17 protein-coding genes are annotated in these 18,432 nt (G+C 45.2%); 9 read left to right on the forward strand and 8 right to left on the reverse strand.

Annotation, left to right across the window (positions count from 1 at the left end; all coding sequences use genetic code 11):
* Positions 1-29: 29 nt before the first annotated feature.
* The 7 genes from MHM94_RS07935 to MHM94_RS07965 form a co-directional block, all read right to left on the reverse strand.
* Positions 30-395 carry a hypothetical protein gene (locus tag MHM94_RS07935; RefSeq protein ID WP_235419339.1) on the reverse strand — a complete coding sequence of 122 codons (366 nt, stop codon included), beginning with the start codon at positions 393-395 and terminating at the stop codon, positions 30-32.
* 156 nt (positions 396-551) lie between these two features.
* A complete protein-coding gene (locus MHM94_RS07940; RefSeq protein ID WP_045979609.1) occupies positions 552-899 on the reverse strand; it encodes a hypothetical protein in 348 nt (115 codons plus the stop codon).
* A 13-nt stretch (positions 900-912) separates the two neighbouring features.
* A complete protein-coding gene (locus MHM94_RS07945) occupies positions 913-1,230 on the reverse strand; it encodes a hypothetical protein (protein ID WP_045979610.1) in 318 nt (105 codons plus the stop codon).
* Positions 1,227-2,264: a hypothetical protein gene (locus MHM94_RS07950; RefSeq protein WP_016708260.1), complete on the reverse strand. Its 1,038-nt coding sequence runs from the start codon at positions 2,262-2,264 to the stop codon at positions 1,227-1,229. The genes MHM94_RS07945 and MHM94_RS07950 overlap by 4 nt, the downstream gene beginning before the upstream one ends.
* Before the next feature lie 208 nt (positions 2,265-2,472).
* Positions 2,473-2,835, reverse strand: a complete 363-nt coding sequence (locus tag MHM94_RS07955; protein ID WP_016708261.1) for a hypothetical protein — start codon at positions 2,833-2,835, stop codon at positions 2,473-2,475.
* Positions 2,836-3,029: 194 nt separating this feature from the next.
* On the reverse strand, positions 3,030-4,412 hold the full coding sequence (locus MHM94_RS07960) for a PhoH family protein (protein ID WP_062566157.1): 1,383 nt from the start codon (positions 4,410-4,412) through the stop codon (positions 3,030-3,032).
* Positions 4,412-5,779, reverse strand: a complete 1,368-nt coding sequence (locus MHM94_RS07965) for a PIN domain-containing protein (RefSeq protein ID WP_235419338.1) — start codon at positions 5,777-5,779, stop codon at positions 4,412-4,414. The genes MHM94_RS07960 and MHM94_RS07965 overlap by 1 nt, the downstream gene beginning before the upstream one ends.
* A 317-nt stretch (positions 5,780-6,096) precedes the next feature.
* On the opposite strand from MHM94_RS07965, the gene rapA reads away from it, so the two are divergent.
* The 3 genes from rapA to MHM94_RS07980 all read left to right on the forward strand — a co-directional run bounded on the left by rapA (position 6,097) and on the right by MHM94_RS07980 (position 10,637).
* On the forward strand, positions 6,097-8,988 hold the full coding sequence (rapA, locus tag MHM94_RS07970; RefSeq protein ID WP_235419337.1) for an RNA polymerase-associated protein RapA: 2,892 nt from the start codon (positions 6,097-6,099) through the stop codon (positions 8,986-8,988).
* Positions 8,989-9,030: 42 nt separating this feature from the next.
* A complete protein-coding gene (gene rluA / locus MHM94_RS07975; RefSeq protein WP_235419336.1) occupies positions 9,031-9,684 on the forward strand; it encodes a bifunctional tRNA pseudouridine(32) synthase/23S rRNA pseudouridine(746) synthase RluA in 654 nt (217 codons plus the stop codon).
* A 98-nt stretch (positions 9,685-9,782) separates the two neighbouring features.
* Positions 9,783-10,637 (forward strand): DUF3530 family protein, encoded by an 855-nt coding sequence (locus MHM94_RS07980; protein ID WP_235419335.1) that lies wholly within the window; start codon positions 9,783-9,785, stop codon positions 10,635-10,637.
* Here the strand turns inward: MHM94_RS07980 and djlA are convergent.
* On the reverse strand, positions 10,634-11,473 hold the full coding sequence (gene djlA, locus MHM94_RS07985) for a co-chaperone DjlA (RefSeq protein ID WP_235419440.1): 840 nt from the start codon (positions 11,471-11,473) through the stop codon (positions 10,634-10,636). The genes MHM94_RS07980 and djlA overlap by 4 nt on opposite strands.
* 244 nt (positions 11,474-11,717) lie before the next feature.
* Here djlA and lptD point away from each other — a divergent pair, with 244 nt between their 5' ends.
* The 6 genes from lptD to MHM94_RS08015 are packed head-to-tail and all read left to right on the forward strand — an operon-like array spanning position 11,718 to position 18,342.
* On the forward strand, positions 11,718-14,039 hold the full coding sequence (gene lptD / locus MHM94_RS07990) for an LPS assembly protein LptD (RefSeq protein WP_235419334.1): 2,322 nt from the start codon (positions 11,718-11,720) through the stop codon (positions 14,037-14,039).
* A gap of 13 nt (positions 14,040-14,052) precedes the next feature.
* Complete coding sequence (surA, locus tag MHM94_RS07995) at positions 14,053-15,345, forward strand: peptidylprolyl isomerase SurA (RefSeq protein WP_022946348.1); 1,293 nt, start codon at positions 14,053-14,055, stop codon at positions 15,343-15,345.
* Between the two features lie 5 nt (positions 15,346-15,350).
* Positions 15,351-16,343, forward strand: a complete 993-nt coding sequence (gene pdxA, locus MHM94_RS08000) for a 4-hydroxythreonine-4-phosphate dehydrogenase PdxA (protein WP_053911490.1) — start codon at positions 15,351-15,353, stop codon at positions 16,341-16,343.
* On the forward strand, positions 16,340-17,146 hold the full coding sequence (gene rsmA / locus MHM94_RS08005; protein ID WP_053911387.1) for a 16S rRNA (adenine(1518)-N(6)/adenine(1519)-N(6))-dimethyltransferase RsmA: 807 nt from the start codon (positions 16,340-16,342) through the stop codon (positions 17,144-17,146). The genes pdxA and rsmA overlap by 4 nt, the downstream gene beginning before the upstream one ends.
* On the forward strand, positions 17,130-17,519 hold the full coding sequence (apaG, locus tag MHM94_RS08010; RefSeq protein WP_235419333.1) for a Co2+/Mg2+ efflux protein ApaG: 390 nt from the start codon (positions 17,130-17,132) through the stop codon (positions 17,517-17,519). Before rsmA ends, apaG begins: the two co-directional genes overlap by 17 nt.
* A 4-nt stretch (positions 17,520-17,523) precedes the next feature.
* Positions 17,524-18,342 (forward strand): symmetrical bis(5'-nucleosyl)-tetraphosphatase, encoded by an 819-nt coding sequence (locus MHM94_RS08015; protein WP_053911388.1) that lies wholly within the window; start codon positions 17,524-17,526, stop codon positions 18,340-18,342.
* Positions 18,343-18,432: the final 90 nt, after the last annotated feature.

An 18,432-nucleotide genomic window follows, 5' to 3' on the forward strand; every position in this document is an offset into this window, starting at 1 on the left:
GTGCGAAATTTGGACGCACTAATCCTGTATTAGGCAAAAATTGGTGGACGATAAAGGGAAGTGGAAATTGAATGAGGTTGTTTAGATTGCATAGCAGCTACAGATTCACTCAATATTTGAATATCTGTCGAGTCAACACTGGAATTTAGGACTGTCGTAGATGAGCAAGCATTTGCAGGACAAATACATTCAACGTCACAACAATCTTCTGATTGACCATTACTGCTTTTATTCATATCACCATGATCCATGTTCATGTTCATGTTCATGTTCATGTGTGATTCATGAGAACCTGATGGCATTTCGCAAGGCATAGCAGAATACGCAAATGCTTGCCCTACAAAGGCAAACAGCATAAGCGTTATCACTAAGACTTTTGAAAATGCTATAGACATAAAATTCTCATAAAAATATACATGTCTATGCTAATACAAATTTTCGAATAAGTAAATTGATGTCATGTAAACATTTATGAATATTTGACTAACGTCAACTTTTTCAAAGAGGTAAGTGACAAATAATAATCTCATCAGACTTCTTATCTTCGTTATTCAATGGCTTTTATTTTGAGACTTAAGTTGCTCTCTCATTTCTAAAACTCGATCTACCGAATAAGCTCCCGCCCTCATAACAACCAGTTCAACAAACGAAATATCAATTAACTTATGGTCAGCATCAATCACATAACAACTCTCACTATGTGTGTATATTTCTAACTTATCCTCATCAGCAGATTTGCTAACAATCTTTGAAGTTACCATTTGCTCAAATGGCCGAAATCTGAATGTTTCATCGTCAATAACAACCCCTGACAAAAACTCCCCAAGAAATGATTTTTCAAAGTCTTTATAGTCATAGACCGAGAGTATGTAAGCATCCTTTAAATATGTTTTGTCCATTTGTTACTCCCTACTAATAGCCAGCAGGGAGCATTTCTCGCAACTCTAATAGCTCATTTGGAGAGTACATACACTCATGCATTAAATTGAACTCAAATACATCTACATCAAACTTTTGGGGTTCTGCATCTAAGATATAAAAGTCAGCACCAAAAGTTCTATATTCAAGACCGTTTACTTCCATGACTTTCGTGGAAAACAAAGCCTCACCTTTTTTACCGTTCTTACTATCCTCAGCAAAAGTAGCGTAAAGCACCTGTTCAACCTTATCTTCTAAGTCAGATTTAATTGAGATAAGTGTTGCGTTAGTTAGTTTTACTCTTGGTCTCATGCTTTTGCTTCCTTCTTATCTTCTAGGCAAAACGGGCGGAAAAAACTAAGGTACTTAACTCCATTAACTTTTAGTAAATTGTTGTCAGCATCAAAATGTGACAGAACGCTAGACTGATACAACGAAATATATTTTTCATAATCGATGGTGTTAAAAAAATTGGTATCGACACGTCGTGCATGGAAAACAAGAGCTTGCTGATCGATACGAACAATGAACTTTTGATCACCATCTAGATTTTTAACCTGTAGACATAAATCAGGTTTGTGCCAATCAGATACAAAGGAAGGAATCAGTGGGAAGCCATATACCAAATAGCGCATACCTTCGATTTTGAAGGTTGTTGGATTGAACTGAGCCTTATTTACTTTGCCGCTACGGAATAATTCAAGTGTCAACACCAGCCAGTGCTCATGCTTAGAAAATGTATTTCCTTCAGAAATACAGCCTTCGAACTCACTATCATGGTTTACATGATTGATGTACATGTATTTTTTAATGTCATTCAAGGAAAGCTTTTCAACCGGAAACTTTGAAGCTATGAGCCTGAAATAACAACCATGAACTTTTAAATCTGCATATTGAACTATCAACGGATCATCAAAAGCATCGAAATATGGTCGCCACTCCAGCCTAAAGTCAGCACCAGTGTTTACAATAAACTTGGCATCTTCTGGCAACCCTAATACTTGGTATATCACTGAAACTAACTCTAATGTTTCGATATCTACCAGCATCAGGCTTTCAATACGGTTTGCCATTGACTCAATTTCTTTATGAAGCGATTCAATAATTTCTTGATCATCGTATTCATTGATCATTAAGTATTTCAGGGAATCGTGCTTTAGAATTGAATCCAGTTTTTTCTGTTCAAATGCTTCAGTGAGGCTATTATGGGTATCAGAAAAATGAGGGCAGTTATAAACACCTCTAGCCCACAGGCCTTGGGCGTAAAGATCAGGAAACTCTAATAACTCAGCAAACTCTTTTGCTTGTTTATTGAGTTTATTCTTTAATTGATAAAGTGAGATCATTTAGTTCTCCAAACAACTTTCTAATAAACAATGGCCTACCAACACATTGCTTTATTTATTGTTCAAATAACCAAATTTTTACGGATGCTCCGCTTCACTGTTCACGTTTTTCAAGGCGAAAAACATGTGTAGGCGTAGGCTGTCCGTTCAGCCTTCTTATTATAATATCGCCAAAAAACAAAATGACAACTTACGTATTTGTACAACTTTAGGTAGATATTTTGAGTTTGAACTCTGAAAAGCTAAGCCCAAACAAGGATACGACCATCTCTTCATTTATATTGGAGCCGGGAAATTTTTTTTCAAAATTTCCAATAATGCTATCTAGGTGGCTAGCTAATATTTTTACTAAAAATATTTCCGAGTTTGGTGAGAGTGCAGACAGTGCTATCAATGGGTTGTCAAAGGATTCAGCTTTTATTTTTACTAGTAAATCGCTGTAACTGTCACAGCCATATAGACAAATAGCTGCCCCTTCTTGGGCTTGTCCAAGGGGAATAGTTAATAATTTAGATAATCGTTTTGCCTGCCTTTTTATATTTACTAGCAGGTCTTCTTTTTTAAAAGACATCAATACACCAAAAAACGGCAACGCTAGGCCACGCACCTATGTCACTCAGTTTTTATGTGAATATTTAATCTTTTAGTTCAGAGTAAATCCATTTCGTCCTGTTTTCGTGGGAACGGGCTTCTCTGAAAAGCCACTGCAAAAAGCAGTGGCCATTGTCGCAATATTATAAGGAAATGTGAATGGTAGTTTGATGCCTACATATTCTTTTCAGTGAATTCAGCCAAGCTACTACGCTCTACTTCATCAAAAATCAGCACTGATCCTTTTTCATAATGACGAAACACATTAACAGCCGCACTTGCACCAGAAGAAGCAGGTGTTACAAACTTATCGTCAATCTGGGCTAGGTTGCCCAATACGATTGTCCGACAATTTTTCCCACCACGGCTTAACATGCCCTTGATTTGCGCTCTAGTCATGTTTTGAGCTTCATCAATGATTAAAACAGCATCGTCTATTGAACGGCCACGAAAATAAGCCATGCTAGTAAATTCTATATTGGCTTTTTCAATCACATGCTCGACTGTAGCGTAGACATTTCCTTCATGATTATCATCCGAGTGCATCGAAATTAATGCGTCAGTAATACCTGCCAGAAGAGGCATTGATTTTTCAGTTAAATCCCCCGGTAAGAATCCCGGATCGTCGTCCATAAAGTCTCTGGAGCGCACCACAACGATTTTTTTGTACTTTTTCAACTCCAATACTTGATGCAGCGCCGAAGCAACTGCCAAAAAAGTTTTTCCGGAGCCAGCAGGACCAAGGATGATATTTAAATCATAGTAAGGGTCTGTTAATTGGCTTAAAGCTACCGACTGACGCTGATTTTTAGGCAAAATGCCCCATACTTTTTCTTGTTTACGAGGCAATAGCTTTGTGAATACCTCAGTATCTGTTACTTCTGAAATTCGCCCAATGTGTCCAGCTTCATCGTACCAATACATGTTTGGCTGAACTTCATCATTAAATAGACTTATTGGGAAAGTATAAACTTCTCCTGAAACCTTGAAGTCTTTGTCTGATTTAATTCGATCAAAAAGATCTCCTTTAAAGGCTTGTACCCCTGTGTATAAAAGATCAATATCTGATATTTGATTATCTACGGCAACGTCTTCTGCCATGACCCCTACGGTTCGAGCTTTCAAGCGCATATTAATGTCACGGCTAACAATTATTACGTCTTTATTGAGTTCTTTTTGAAGATATAAAGCATAATTAATTATTCTGTTATCAGCATCACTTCCTATCCCGTGCTTTAACTCCTTAGCCAGATCCAATTGAGTGTCAATTCCAATGAAAAGCTTTCCTCTCTGGGCTGTTTCGGTAGATGGTAAAGGAATACCTATTTCCATTTCCTCGGCTGTATGTCCATTTATAATGTCTTCAAGCATTCTAATGCACATACGGGCATCGGCACTTACCGATTTATTAGTTCTTTCTTTCAGGTTATCAAGCTCTTCAAGGACAGTTAGACAGATGTAAATATCATCTTTGTAGCTAAAAATAGATTTTGGATCATGTACTAATGCAGATGTGTCTAGTACACGAGGATTTCGATTATCAATAGAGCTTTTCATTACGCAGCCTCCCAAAAGATTGAATCGTTGCTAGGCTTTGTGTTGTACTTTTCTTGTAAATTACAAATTTTGAGTAAAGGTTTATTGTTGAGAGACTGCTCAGAGTAGCTAAGGTAATCAATTTTTTTGGAAATTCTTTTTACTTTTTCTACAGGCCAATAAAAACAAGGGGGTAAAAACTTTAAAATATCCCCAATTCGGGGTTGCAAAATTACCACGGCATTTTGGATACTACGCCCACGCATGAAGTTCACTGATTTAAACTGAATATTGGCTTTTTCCATAATATAGTTGCGACTGGAAATCGGGTTCTCATCGCCTTTGTGCAACACCTCCAAAGAATCGGTGATCGCTGCCAGCCAAGGCGCCATTTTTTCTTCCTCTGTGCCTGGCAAAAAACCTATAGACTCCGCTATTTCAGGGGTATTGCGGGTCACAATTAGTTTGTCGTATATGCCTTTTTCGATGATCATTTCAAGGGCGGCTGCTAAGGCCAAAATCGTTTTGCCGCACCCTGCCGGGCCTGTGAGTAACACCAGTTCGATATCTGGGTCGAGCAAGGCGTCCATGGCCATGCCTTGGTAAATATTTTTTGGTTTAATGCCCCAGGCGCTGCGCGCCAATAGCCGTTCGACTCCTAGGTCTTTTAGGGTTATATGTGCTTCATCATAGCCAACTACACGAGCCGCGAAATGGCCACTGTCATCAAGCAAATATTCATTTGCAAAGACATCAGGTACTAACTCTCTGGCAACGTGATGAAGCGCATCGCGCCCTTGCTGCTCGGTTTCACACTCTCCGACATGCTGCCAGAAATCCCCCTCTATTTTTTTATACCCTGAGGTCAGTAGCGTAATATCATCAATCAGTTGGTCTGTACGGTAATCTTCAACATAATGCAGACCCGCACCTTTGGCTTTAAGACGCATATTGATATCTTTGGTCACTAGCACCACTTTGGCGTCGCTGTACTGCTTTTGCAGATACACTGCGCAGTTAATGATGCGGTGATCGTTTTCATCCCCAGGCAGCCCAGAGATACTATCTGCAAACAAATGATCATTAACAATAATGAGTTTACCCCGAGGCGCTTCTGGTGCACGTTTATTACTGGGCAATAGCACCCCCTGCAACATTTGCTCTGGGGTGGCATCGCGCAATACTTCATCGAGTGCACGAATAGCCACTCGTGCATCGCGACTCACATCACGTTTGCGGTCTTTTATGTGGTCGAGCTCTTCGAGGACAGTCATTGGAACAATTACATCGTGTTCTTGGAAAGAGAGGAAAGCAAGGGGGTCGTGGAGTAATACGTTGGTGTCGAGCACATACATTTTACTACTGGTAGCGTGGCGGTCTTGGTCCATAGCGCGTTCCTATTTGTCTTTTATTGTATGTATGCCGCCGCAGCTCAATAAACAGCCTGAATCAGTAACGGCATACTTCAAGTTTAGTCTATGGATTACAAAAGACGCTTTTATGACAGTAAAAAAGACGATGAAAATCACACTTTTTTGTTTGCAAAAATGCCCTTCTTTTGCTGCTGTATATAAAACACACAAGCGTAGAAACTTTTCTGCGTTTTGTGGTGATAATCAATCAAGAGCACGCTAATATAGCCGCCTTTTTTTGCTTGGGCCAACGCGCTCAAGCCTAGGTAAATCAAAGTCGAGTCGAGCAAGTAATGAATTTTTCCTTAGGTCAACGTTGGATCAGTGATACCGAGTCCGATTTAGGATTAGGTACCGTAGTTGCATTGGAAGGACGCCAAGTAAGCATTCTTTTTCCTGCAAGCGGGGAAAACCGGGTCTATGCACAAAGTGAAGCCCCCGTTACCCGTGTAAAGTTCAATCCTGGCGATACTATTCGCAGTGCTGATGAATGGGAACTTGAGGTCAGCGAAGTAACACAAAGCGATGGCTTATATACCTATGTAGGCAAACGTCTTGATAATGACGAACCGGTGGAACTCAAAGAAACTTTTCTCGATCATTTTATTAAGTTTAATAAGCCTCAAGACAGGCTTTTTGCTGGTCAAGTAGACCGTTTCGACCGTTACACGCTGCGCTACAACACGTGGCAACATCGCTACCAGCGCGCGCAGTCACCACTAAAAGGGTTAATTGGGCAACGCGCTAGCCTTATTGAGCACCAATTGCATATTGCCCGTGAGGTGGGACAACGTTTTGCCCCGCGCGTGTTACTCAGCGATGAAGTGGGTCTAGGTAAAACCATTGAAGCCGGTATGATTTTGCACCAACAGTTGCTTACCGGGCGCGCTGCGCGCGTGCTCATAGTCGTGCCGGAGAATTTACAACATCAATGGCTAGTAGAAATGCTGCGCCGCTTTAACTTACAGTTTGCCATTTTTGATGAAGAGCGCTGCGCCGAAGCCTATGCCGACAGCCCCAATGTGTTTGAAACCGAACAGTTGGTGCTCACTAGCTTAGAATTCCTAACCAAGAAAAAACGCTGGTTTGAACAAGCAACCTTGGCGGATTGGGACCTTATGGTGGTTGATGAAGCGCATCACCTAAGCTGGTCGGTGGATAAACCCAGCACCGAGTATCAGCGCATTGAAGAGCTCAGTCGCGATATTGCCGGTCTTATTTTGCTTACCGCCACCCCAGATCAGCTTGGCCACCAAAGTCACTTTGCCCGTTTGAAACTGCTCGACCCTGACAGGTTCTATGACTACGACGCCTTTGTTGCCCAAGAGTCACATTATCAAAACATTGCTGACGCAGCCAATAGCGTACTCCAAGAACAAGCTCTGAGCACTGAACAACAGCAAGTACTTACCAACCTGCTAGGTAGCGAAGCGCAAGCACTACTTGCCGGTATTGCTAAGGGCGATGAGCAAGCGAAAGCCAGCATGCTAGAGCAGCTTCTGGACCGTCATGGCACAGGGCGCATTTTATTCCGTAACAGCCGCAGTGGCATAAGCGGCTACCCCGAGCGTATTTTGCACACCTACCCAATGGCAATGCCGTCGCAATACCAAACGGCGATGAACGTAATGGGCAGTTTAGGCAGCTCAGGGCCGGCTGAGCTCAACGCCATGCGCGCGCTGTTCCCAGAGAAAATGTTCCAAGAATTCGAGGGTCAAGACAGCAGCTGGACACAGTTCGACCCTCGGGTACAGTGGCTTATCGACACCCTTAACGCCAATAAGCCGCAAAAGATGTTGGTGATTTGTGCTAAAGCCGAAACCGCGTTAAGCCTTGAGCAAGCACTGCGTGAACGCGAGGGGATCAAGGCCGCACTGTTCCATGAAGGCATGAGCATTATTGAACGTGACCGCGCCGCCGCATTCTTTGCCGACATTGAAGACAGTGCTCAAGTCCTTATTTGTTCTGAGATTGGCTCTGAGGGGCGCAACTTCCAGTTCGCTCACCACCTCGTGCTGTTCGACTTGCCGCTCAACCCAGACCTTCTAGAGCAGCGCATTGGCCGCTTAGATCGTATCGGCCAAAGCGAAGACATTAAAATTCACGTGCCTTATTTTCAACACACTGCGCAAGACACCCTGCTGCAGTGGTATCACCATGGCCTGAATGCCTTTGAACACACTGCCAGCACTGGGCATATTCTCAATCAAGAGTTTGGCGATGAGCTCATCGAGTTACTGGCTGATGGCAGCTACCAAGATGAACCGCTGCAAGCACTGGTACAGCGCGTTCATACGCGTTACCTAGCGCTCAAAGCGCAAATGGAGTCAGGACGTGACCGATTATTAGAGCTGCACTCCAGCGGCCAAGGTCAGTCTGAGCACCTAGTGCAGGATATCAATGCCTTAGATCATAGTTTTGAGCTGCCCAGCTACATGATCAATGTGTTTGATATTTGGGGTGTAAACCAAGAGGACAAAGGCGAAAATAGCATTATCCTCAAACCCACGGAGCACATGCTTGGTGCCACCTTCCCCTGCTTAAAAGAAGAAGGCATCAGTGTCACTTTTGATAGAGACACGGCGCTTGCGCAAGAGGATTTGCACTTTATCAGTTGGGATCACCCCATGGTCGAAGGGGCAATGGAGATGATCTGTGATGACGATTTTGGCACCGCTTCGGTGGCGCTGTTTAAAAACAAAAAACTGCCGGCCGGCACCTTCTTTGTTGAATTGGTCTACATCGCCGAAGCCATGGCTCCGAAATCATTACAATTAGGCCGCTATTTACCGCCGACTCCCATACGACTACTACTGGATAAAGGCGGTAACGACCTCAGCGCCAATGTTGCCTTTGATACCTTTAATCAGCAATTAAATGCCGTTGGCAGACAAACGGCTTCGAAACTTGTGAACGCATTACAAAGTGCCATTCACCCGCTGATTGAGCAAGGTAATGAGCAGGCGCAGGTGCACATGGAGCAACTACGTGAGCAGGCCAAACAGAGCATGCATCAGGCTCTGGATACAGAGCTGACTCGCTTACAAAACCTGAAAGAAATCAATCCGAATATTCGTGACGAGGAGCTCAGTTATTATCGTGATAACAAGCAGCAAATGGATGATTACATCGACAAAGCCAAGGTTAAACTCGATGCCATTCGCTTAATCGTTGTCAGCCACTAAGCATTTCTTTAAAATGGCCGGCCTTATCTAACGGGGCTGGCCATGCTGTTACACTATAATCCACCGCGCACTCCTTATCTGCGCATTCTTTACCAAGATGATGACTTATTAGTACTGGATAAACCCAGTGGTTTACTCAGCGTTCCCGGTAAAGACCCCAAGCATGCAGATTGTGTGATCCGTCGCGCTAACCTTGTTTTTCCTAGCGCCAAAATTGTGCACCGCCTGGATATGGCTACCTCCGGGGTTATTTGTCTGGCATTAAATAAAGCCGCACACCGTCATCTAAGTATGCAATTCCAAGCGCGGCAAACGGCCAAGCGTTATCTTGCTCGGGTTGAGGGTCATCTAAAACAGCAAAGTGGTAGCGTCGATTTGCCCCTTATTTGCGACTGGCCAAACCGGCCAAAGCAAATGGTCGATCATGACCGAGGAAAACCCTCACTCACTCATTATCAGGTGCTTGATTATGAGCAGGACGCCACTCGCGTTGAACTCACCCCGATCACCGGGCGCAGTCATCAGTTACGTGTACATATGCTTAGCCTAGGACATGTGATCCTCGGCGATAGACTTTACGCCCATGAACGCGCCAAAGCGCGAGCAGATAGGCTACAACTACACGCCACTTGGCTACAGCTTCGCCATCCTAGTAACGAAGAGATGATGGAGTTCACCGCTTCGTGTCCGTTCTAAACTTTTTATGGCGTTGGCCGATAGCTATGTAGATATAAAATAATAGAGGGTGTTTAACGTCTGTGCTGCGATTGATACTGATATTAATAGGGTTGCTCGTGCAATGGCCAGCCAATGCCAGCCCGACCCTCGATAGGCATTACCTAGCTAGCCTCGATGAGACACAAACGCTGCTCGCCAAAGGGGAAGAGTTTAATGTGGTGTTTCGCCCACATATGGCGTCAGAGCATCGCGGTGTCGTGCTTATGATCCCGAGCATCGACGACCCCTATGGTAATCAACGTGGTTTTATATTTTTACGGGCACTGCTCAGTGAGCGTGGCTACAGCAGCTACCTCTTAGTTAACCGCCCAGCAACACATGACGATGAGCAACAGAGCGAAGCTGCCCAGCAAGACGCTAGCGAAGAGCAGCAACAAGAGCAAACGCAGCAATCTCAGGAGCCGCCTCCACAACCTGCTGACGAAACCGAGCAGTCGCAACCCAGTTATGTCCCAGGCTATCAACAAGCCATCTCCTCTGAACTGTTGGATAAAGAACAACAGCGCTTAAGCGCACAACTTGTTAGTCTGCTAGAGCGGGCACAGGAGCAAGGCAAAGCGGTTAGTGTGTTCGCTGCTGGGCGCAGCGCTGGCTTACTCAGTGAGTACTTTGTCGATAATCTACAGGTGGATATTAACGCGTTTATTGCTGTGGGCGCCTACTTGCCGGTCCCTGCGCGCCACCATCACATTAGCGCCAATTTATCAGTGATGCCCCCTGCGGTGCTCGATGTGTACACTCCTTTTGATCATAGCTGGGCCACACAGCAACGGCCACAGCGGCGACTCTGGGCAGAGAAAAACAGAAAATTTGATTACCGCCAACGTACATTGTTCGCTGAGCTTAGTGAGCAGCAGCAAATACACCGCCTAGCAACGGAAATCGACGGTTTTCTGCGGCGCTTATTCTAAGCCTTTAAGTACTCATACGCCGCTTGGATATCCTGGCTTTTCTTTTGTGCTAATTTCATCATATGCTCAGGAAGGCCCTGAGAGACTAACTTATCTGGGTGGTGCTGCGCCATCAACTTGCGGTAGGCCTTTTTAACAGTGCGCGCATCCGCTCCCTCTTCCAAACCAAGAATATCCAACGCCTGACGACGATTCATACCCGTATCGCTGGTACTTGATGTACGCCCTCGATGATGATGCTGTTGTTGCTGAGAAAAGCGTTGCTGCTGTTGGCGAAAAGCAAATTCGGCTTGGTAGCGTTTGAGGATAAAGTTAAAATGGGTTTTACTGACGCCCAGCCCTTTGGCGACTTGCTCCAACAGCGCTTTTTCTTGCTCAGCTAAGTGGCCATCACTGAAGGCCATCTGAATTTGGATTTCCAAAAATAACTGCAACATATCGAAGCGCCCGGCAAAATGCTCGCGGAACTCTCGCAGCGTCGCATTCATGGAGAAATCAGCCTCTTTACCCGCGCGAAATGCATGCTGAGCTTCGCGCTTGTCTTCACCACTTAAGCCCATTTCATCCATAAACTGAGTGGCTGCACGAATGTGCATCTCGTTGACGCGACCGTTGGATTTCGCGATGTGCCCCATGACAGCAAAGCAACTAGAGAAAAATAAGGCTTGGCGCTGAGATACATCTTCGTGGTTAAAAAAGCCACGAAAACCGCCAGCACGGTCAAAGTCCTGCTTTAAGCTTCTATCGAACATATGCCCAACGAACAGCCCCAATAAGGCGCCAAGAAACTTACCAAACATAAAGCCAAAGCAGGCACCAAGAAGCTTGCCCCACATCACCTAAATACCTCTGAAAACCAATGTGCACCACATAGTGACGAAAAATCATCGAACTAACAAGCGAAAGCATGACCCAGTAGCGCAGCTAGTTGTATACCCTAGCGCTTTTATCACTAACAATTTTTAACCCTTATCCGCTGACATCGCTTTGTCAGCGGATGTAATTACGGAAAAATTGCTTTATTATGTCATGCTTATTTCCAGTGCACTTGGCAAGCAACATTAAGTTTAAGGGAAGTCGATGAATAAATTGTGGGGCATGGTTATTCTCGCCCTGTATGGTGCCAGCGCAGGCGCCGTTTTTGCGCGCACAGCAGAGCTTGCGGCCAACACCGCTTCGGCGCAAGAGCACACAGATACCGATAAAAAACAGTTATCACAAAATATTAAGGTAGCGCACTGCTTAGCTGCTTCACGCCCTGCGCCTTGGCAAGCCCCTAACTTACCCTTGGGTCTAGTAGAAATTGTTTCCGACGATGTTGAATTAATAGGCCAAGATAGTGCTCAGTTTGACGGCAACGTCAACATCAATACGCGCACCATGAGCTTACAAGCACAGTCGGCACTGATCGACAAACAACAAGGCTTATTAAATGCGACTGGGCCGCTAACTTACCGAGACGGTGTCTCTAAAATCACCAGTCGCGGCTTAAATGCAAGCTTAAACGACTCTAATATCAGCCTTCTTGGTGCCGATTATCAGCTCACTCAACAGCAAGGCCGTGGTGGCGCTGAACAATTGCAGGTTAACGAGGACGCCTTAGAGCTGAGTAATGCCAGCTTCACGACCTGCCCGGTCGATAGCGAAACTTGGGCAATCAGCGCCGATAAGATCATTCTTTCGCAAAAAGAAGGTTGGGGCGAGACCTACGGTGCCACACTGAAAATTTATGATACTCCGGTGTTGTATCTGCCCTATTTTACCTTTCCTATTGATGATAAACGCAAAACAGGGTTTTTAGCACCACAGATTTCCAGCTCAAACCGATTTGGCGTGGAGACTATCACTCCTTACTACATCAACTTGGCTCCTAATTACGACCTCACATTAACGCCGCGCTATATGTCCAAAAAAGGTATTCAGCTGCAGTCTGAGTTTCGTTATTTAACCCCGAGCAGCCAAGGTTTGCTAGGGCTCGAATACTTGGATTCAGATAAAAGTGAGCGCGAGCTTGGAAACCGTTATTTATTCCACTGGCAGCAGCAGAGCTACTTTAGTGATGTCTGGCGTGCAGGCGTAGATATTACGAATGTGAGTGACGATAACTACCTCACCGACCTGAATTCTAATTACGCCAATAAAACCGACACCCACTTAGCCCGTACGGGGATTCTTACCCATTTGGGTGAGCGTTGGCGCACTGATATACAATTGCAAGATTATGAAGTCCTGGGCGACCATCTTGAGTCCTACACAACCTTGCCTCGCATCGGTTTTACTCAGACAAATGCCTATAAATTGGGTTGGTTTGACGCCACAGTAAGCGGCGAGTTGAGCCATTTCCGTAACAGCACGCGAACTATTGATGAAGCCACACGAGTGCATATAGAACCGCAACTGCGTTTTAGTGAAGAGCGTTATGCGTGGTCATTTCTCTCCGAGTTCAGTGTGCTGCACACTTATTATGACCAGCAAGGTAATCTTGAAGGGACGCAGTATGAGCAAACGGTAAACAGAACCCTACCGAAAGTTCGCCTATACAGCCAACTTAACTTCGAGCGCGACACCAGTTTACTCGTCGAAGATGGTATTCAAACCCTGGAACCACAAATTCAATATTTGTACACCCCCAATAAAGACCAAAATAACATTGGCCTGTTTGATACCACCAAACTCCAAGACGACTTTTATGGCCTGTTCCGCGATCGTCGTTTCTCCGGTGTAGACCGCATCGCTGCGGCTAACCAAATTACCCTCGGGGCGACAACGCGTATCTTTGATAAACAAAATGAGGAATTATTTAACCTCAGTGTCGGGCAAATATTTTATCTCTCTGATTCTGCTAAACCCACAGAGCAAGACTTTGCCGGCGAAAACAATTACAACGCGTTATTCGCCGGTGAAGCCATGTGGCACTGGCACCGTCGTTGGTATCTCTCTGGCGGCATTCAGTACGACACCGATGGCAAGCAAATAATCCAATCCCATGTGACCCTAGATTATAAGGGCGACGATAATGAGTTGGTGCAGTTGAACCATCGCTATGCAAACGATGTCTCAGGGAATACAATTGAGCAAATAGGTATGTTTACCAGTGTCCCAATTGACGATAACTGGCAATTCGTGGCCAGCTACCACCGTGATATTGAAACCGGTCGTAGCATCGAAGTGTTCAGTGGTTTACAGTATGAGTCATGTTGTTGGGCAGTGCAGATCACTGGCCGCAGACAAATAGAAACGGACTTAAACCAAAGCATAAACCAAGAGCAAGCCATCTTCGACTCGGGGATCGGCATCAAATTTGTCCTTAAAGGACTTGGAGGCAAGAGCAGTTATGATGCACAAAAGTTACTTAGAGAAGGCATTTTTGGCTACCGTCGCCCCTATTTCCTTACCAATTAAAGCAATAAAAAGTATGAAATTCAGACGTTTTTTAGCAACAACTTTATTCGCCCTAGGGTTATCTCAGGGTGTACAAGCACAAGAACAACTTATTGACCAAGTCGTAGGTATCGTTAACGAAGGGGTGATCCTTGAAAGTGAAGTGGACGCCATTGTTAACCGAGTAAAAGCACAAGCCAAAGAAAGTGGTCAAGATCTTCCCACTGACAGTGCTTTACGTGTGCAAGCTATTGAGCGACTCGTCAATCAAACCTTACTGATGCAAATGGCCGACCGTATGGGGTTAGAAATCTCCGATGGCCAGCTTGATCAAACTCTTGCAACCATGGCAAAAGACCAAGGCGGTACGATTGCCGACATGCGTCGCTCAGTGGAAGCATCCGGTGAAAGCTTCGCCCAATTCCGTGAAGATATTCGTAAAGAGATCACCACTCAGCAGGTATTGCGCGCTAACGTCGATCGTCGTATCTACATTAGCTTGCAAGAGATTGAAAACCTTTTACAAATTATGGAGCAGCAAGGCGGCAACAGTGAGGAATATGATATTGGCCATATTCTTATCGATATTCCCAGCTCTGCAACGCCAGAGGAAATTGCCAGTGCGCAAGACCGTGCAGCTAAAGTTATTGAATTACTCGAAGAAGGCCGAGAGTTTAAGCGTATCGCAATCGCCTCATCCAGTGGCTCTAAGGCGCTCGAAGGTGGACAGCTAGGGTGGATGAGCACCAATGAAATGCCTTCATTATTTGCCGAGGCAGTGAAAGGTAAGAAAAAAGACACGATTGTTGGCCCACTGCGCAGTGGCGCGGGCTTTCACATCATTAAAGTACAAGACGTGCGTGGCCGCCAAGTCGTGGAAACTGTCGAGATGCGCTCACGTCACATTCTTCTCAAGCCCTCAATTATATTGAGTGAAGAGAAAGCACGCTCAATGCTTGAAGGCTTTGTCAAAGACTTGCGTGCCGGTGATGCTGACTTTGCCGAATTGGCAAAAGAATATTCTGAAGATCCGGGCTCAGCGCTTAAAGGTGGTGAGTACGATTGGACCGACCCTACTACTTATGTGCCTGCGTTTCGCGATACGTTAATGTCGCTAGAAAAAGGCGAGATCAGTGAACCGTTCCGTTCCACTTTCGGCTGGCACATCGTGCAGCTGTTAGATAAACGCGTCGCCGATAAAACCGATTTAGCGAAGAAAAACCGTGCTCAGCAGCTGCTATATAATCGTAAGTTCAAAGAAGAGAGCTTTGCGTTCCAGCAGGAGATCCGCGAGCAAGCACACATTGAGATCTTCGCAGAGGATTAATGGTTATGACCTTACGTATCGCCATTACTCCGGGGGAGCCGGCTGGCATAGGCCCGGACTTATTGCTTGAATTAGCACAGCAGCAGTGGCCCGCACAACTGGTCGCTATTGCTGATGCTAAGCTATTGCAACAACGAGCCAAAGCGCTGGGTCTGCCGCTACGGTTAACGCCTTTTGATGAGCAAGCTCCTGCCCAGCCCAGCGAAGCGGGTGAGTTGTATATCCATCAAGTCGATTTAGCAACGCCTGTGGTGGCTGGTGAACTTGATGAGAAAAATGGCGAGTATGTGCTTGATACTCTGCGTATCGCCTGTGAGAAAAACATGGATGGCACGTTCGATGCCATCGTTACAGGCCCAGTTCACAAAGGTATCATTAATAAAGCGGGTATTTCTTTCAGCGGGCACACCGAATATTTTGCACAACAATCAAATACCCCGGATGTCGTGATGCTGTTAGCAACACAAGGACTGCGAGTTGCGTTAGTCACCACGCACATCCCGCTGGCCTATGTTGCCAAAGCCATCACAGAAGAGCGCTTGAAAAAGGTAATTGGTATTCTTGAGCACGATTTACGTACTAAATTCGCAATTGCCAAACCGCGCATTTTAGTCTGTGGTTTAAACCCACACGCTGGCGAAGGCGGGCACCTTGGCCGTGAAGAAATTGAAGTGATCACTCCGACCTTGGAAGCGCTAAATCAACAAGGTATGAACTTAGTGGGCCCCCTTCCTGCAGACACCCTTTTCCAAGATAAATACCTCAATGAGGCGGATGCAGTACTAGCGATGTATCACGATCAGGGGTTGCCTGTGTTAAAATATAAGGGTTTTGGAAATTCCGTAAATATCACCCTTGGCCTTCCTTTTATTCGCACCTCAGTCGATCACGGCACTGCCCTTGACTTAGCTGCGAGTGGCCAAGCAGACGCTGGCAGTTTTCGCGTTGCTTTAAATGAAGCAATCAAAATGGCGAGCAAAAAAGCTAAGAGACAATGACAGATAAATTACACCTAGGCCACTATGCTCGAAAGCGATTCGGGCAAAACTTTCTTCATGACGAAACCGTCATTGACAAAATAGTCACCGCTATCGACCCGCGTCCGGGCGATAACCTAGTCGAGATTGGTCCAGGTTTGGGCGCAATCACCGAACCGGTGTGCGAGTTGACCGACCACCTTAACGTGGTTGAGCTTGATAAAGACTTAGCCGAGCGCCTGATTCACCATCCCTTTATGGCACCGAAGCTAACGGTACATCAAGGCGATGCGATGAAATTCGATTTTTCCTCGCTGCTACGCAACGACGCCAAATTAAAAATATTTGGTAATCTGCCTTACAATGTTTCAACACCACTGCTATTCCACCTATTCAACTTTGTTGATGAGGTGGAGCATATGCACTTTATGCTGCAAAAAGAGGTGGTTAATCGCATGGTCGCAGGTCCTGGTAGCAAAGCCTTTGGCCGTTTGAGCGTAATGACACAATATTACTGCCATGCCATTCCTGTTATTGAAGTGCCGCCTAATTGCTTTAAACCGGCACCTAAGGTGGATTCGGCCGTGGTGCGCTTAGTGCCGAAAGACAAAGCACAACGCAGCGCTAAAGATACTAAGTTACTTAATACCGTGTGTTTAGAAGCGTTTAATCAGCGCCGTAAAACACTGCGAAATAGCTTGAGCAATTTATTGGATGAAGCGCAGCTAAAAAGCCTAGGTATCGATCCAAGTTTGCGAGCAGAAAGCCTGAGTTTACAACAATTTATTGAGATTGCGAATTGGTTATATGACAACAAGCAGTAGTACAGATTCAGCGATTAAAGTGAATGTCGAGACCTTCTACGTTGAAGGTCAATCGGAGCCAGAGCAAGACAAATACGTATTTGCTTATAACATCACGATAAAGAATCACAGCCTGAGTAGCGCCAAGCTCGTCAGTCGTTATTGGCTTATCACCGACGCCAATGGCAAAGAAGTCGAGGTAGAAGGTGAAGGCGTGGTTGGTGAGCAGCCAACCATCGGCCCGGGTGAGAGTTACAGTTATACCAGTGGCGCTGTGTTAGAAACTCCCGTGGGCACCATGCAAGGCTACTACGTGATGCGCAGCGAATTTGGCAATGAGTTCCAGGCGCCCATTGATGTTTTCCGCCTGAACCGCCCCAACATTTTACACTAAGCTCATGGCGTTATACGCAATAGGTGATCTGCAAGGCTGTTATCATGAATTTGATGCACTGTTGCGGCGCGTTAATTTCAACCCCAGCCAAGATCATCTCTATTGTGTAGGTGATATCGTTGCGCGCGGCCCCGACTCGCTGTCATGTCTGCGCCGACTTGTGCAATTGCAAGGCAGTGTGAGTGTCACCTTAGGTAATCACGATTTACACCTACTGGCTTGTGCAGCATTAAATAAAGAACCCAACCCAAAAGATAAACTCGCCCCTTTATTTGCCGCCGACGATTTTGATTCCTTACTCGCGTTTTTACGTAACCAACCCTTAGCTCTTTGGTTAGCGCCGCTGAACACACTGGTATGTCATGCTGGCTTGTCTCCACATTGGTCACTTACACAAGCTCTTGAGCAAGCGCAACAAGCGCAGCGCTGTTATCAGGGAAAAGACGCGGCTCATTATTTCGCGCACATGTATCAAAACAGGCCTGTAAAATGGTGCGATTCTCTCAGCGAAATGGAAAAGTTTGTCTATACTATCAATAGTTTCACCCGCATGCGCTTTGTGGAACCCAGCGGTGCTTTAAACCTAAAAGAAAAAGGTAAACCAGGGTGCGATGATCAGCTTGTACCTTGGTTTGCTCACAGCCATCGTCAGCATGATGATTTTGACATTGTATTTGGGCATTGGGCGGCACTAGAAGGTAAAACAGGGCGAGATAATGTACATGCTTTGGACACAGGATGTGTTTGGGGTGGCAGCATGACTCTGATGGACTTGCAGAGTAAGAAAAAAGTTGTAAAGCAATGCGAATTTTTATCGCAATAAGCTGATAAAAACGCAAAAAGTTGTTACATTTTAGCAATAGTTACCTTAATTTATCCTTAATCCTGCCGATAAGTTAAGATATTTTATGTA

This window comes from Pseudoalteromonas sp. CNAT2-18.1 (genome assembly GCF_022347865.1).
Classification (GTDB): domain Bacteria; phylum Pseudomonadota; class Gammaproteobacteria; order Enterobacterales; family Alteromonadaceae; genus Pseudoalteromonas; species Pseudoalteromonas ruthenica.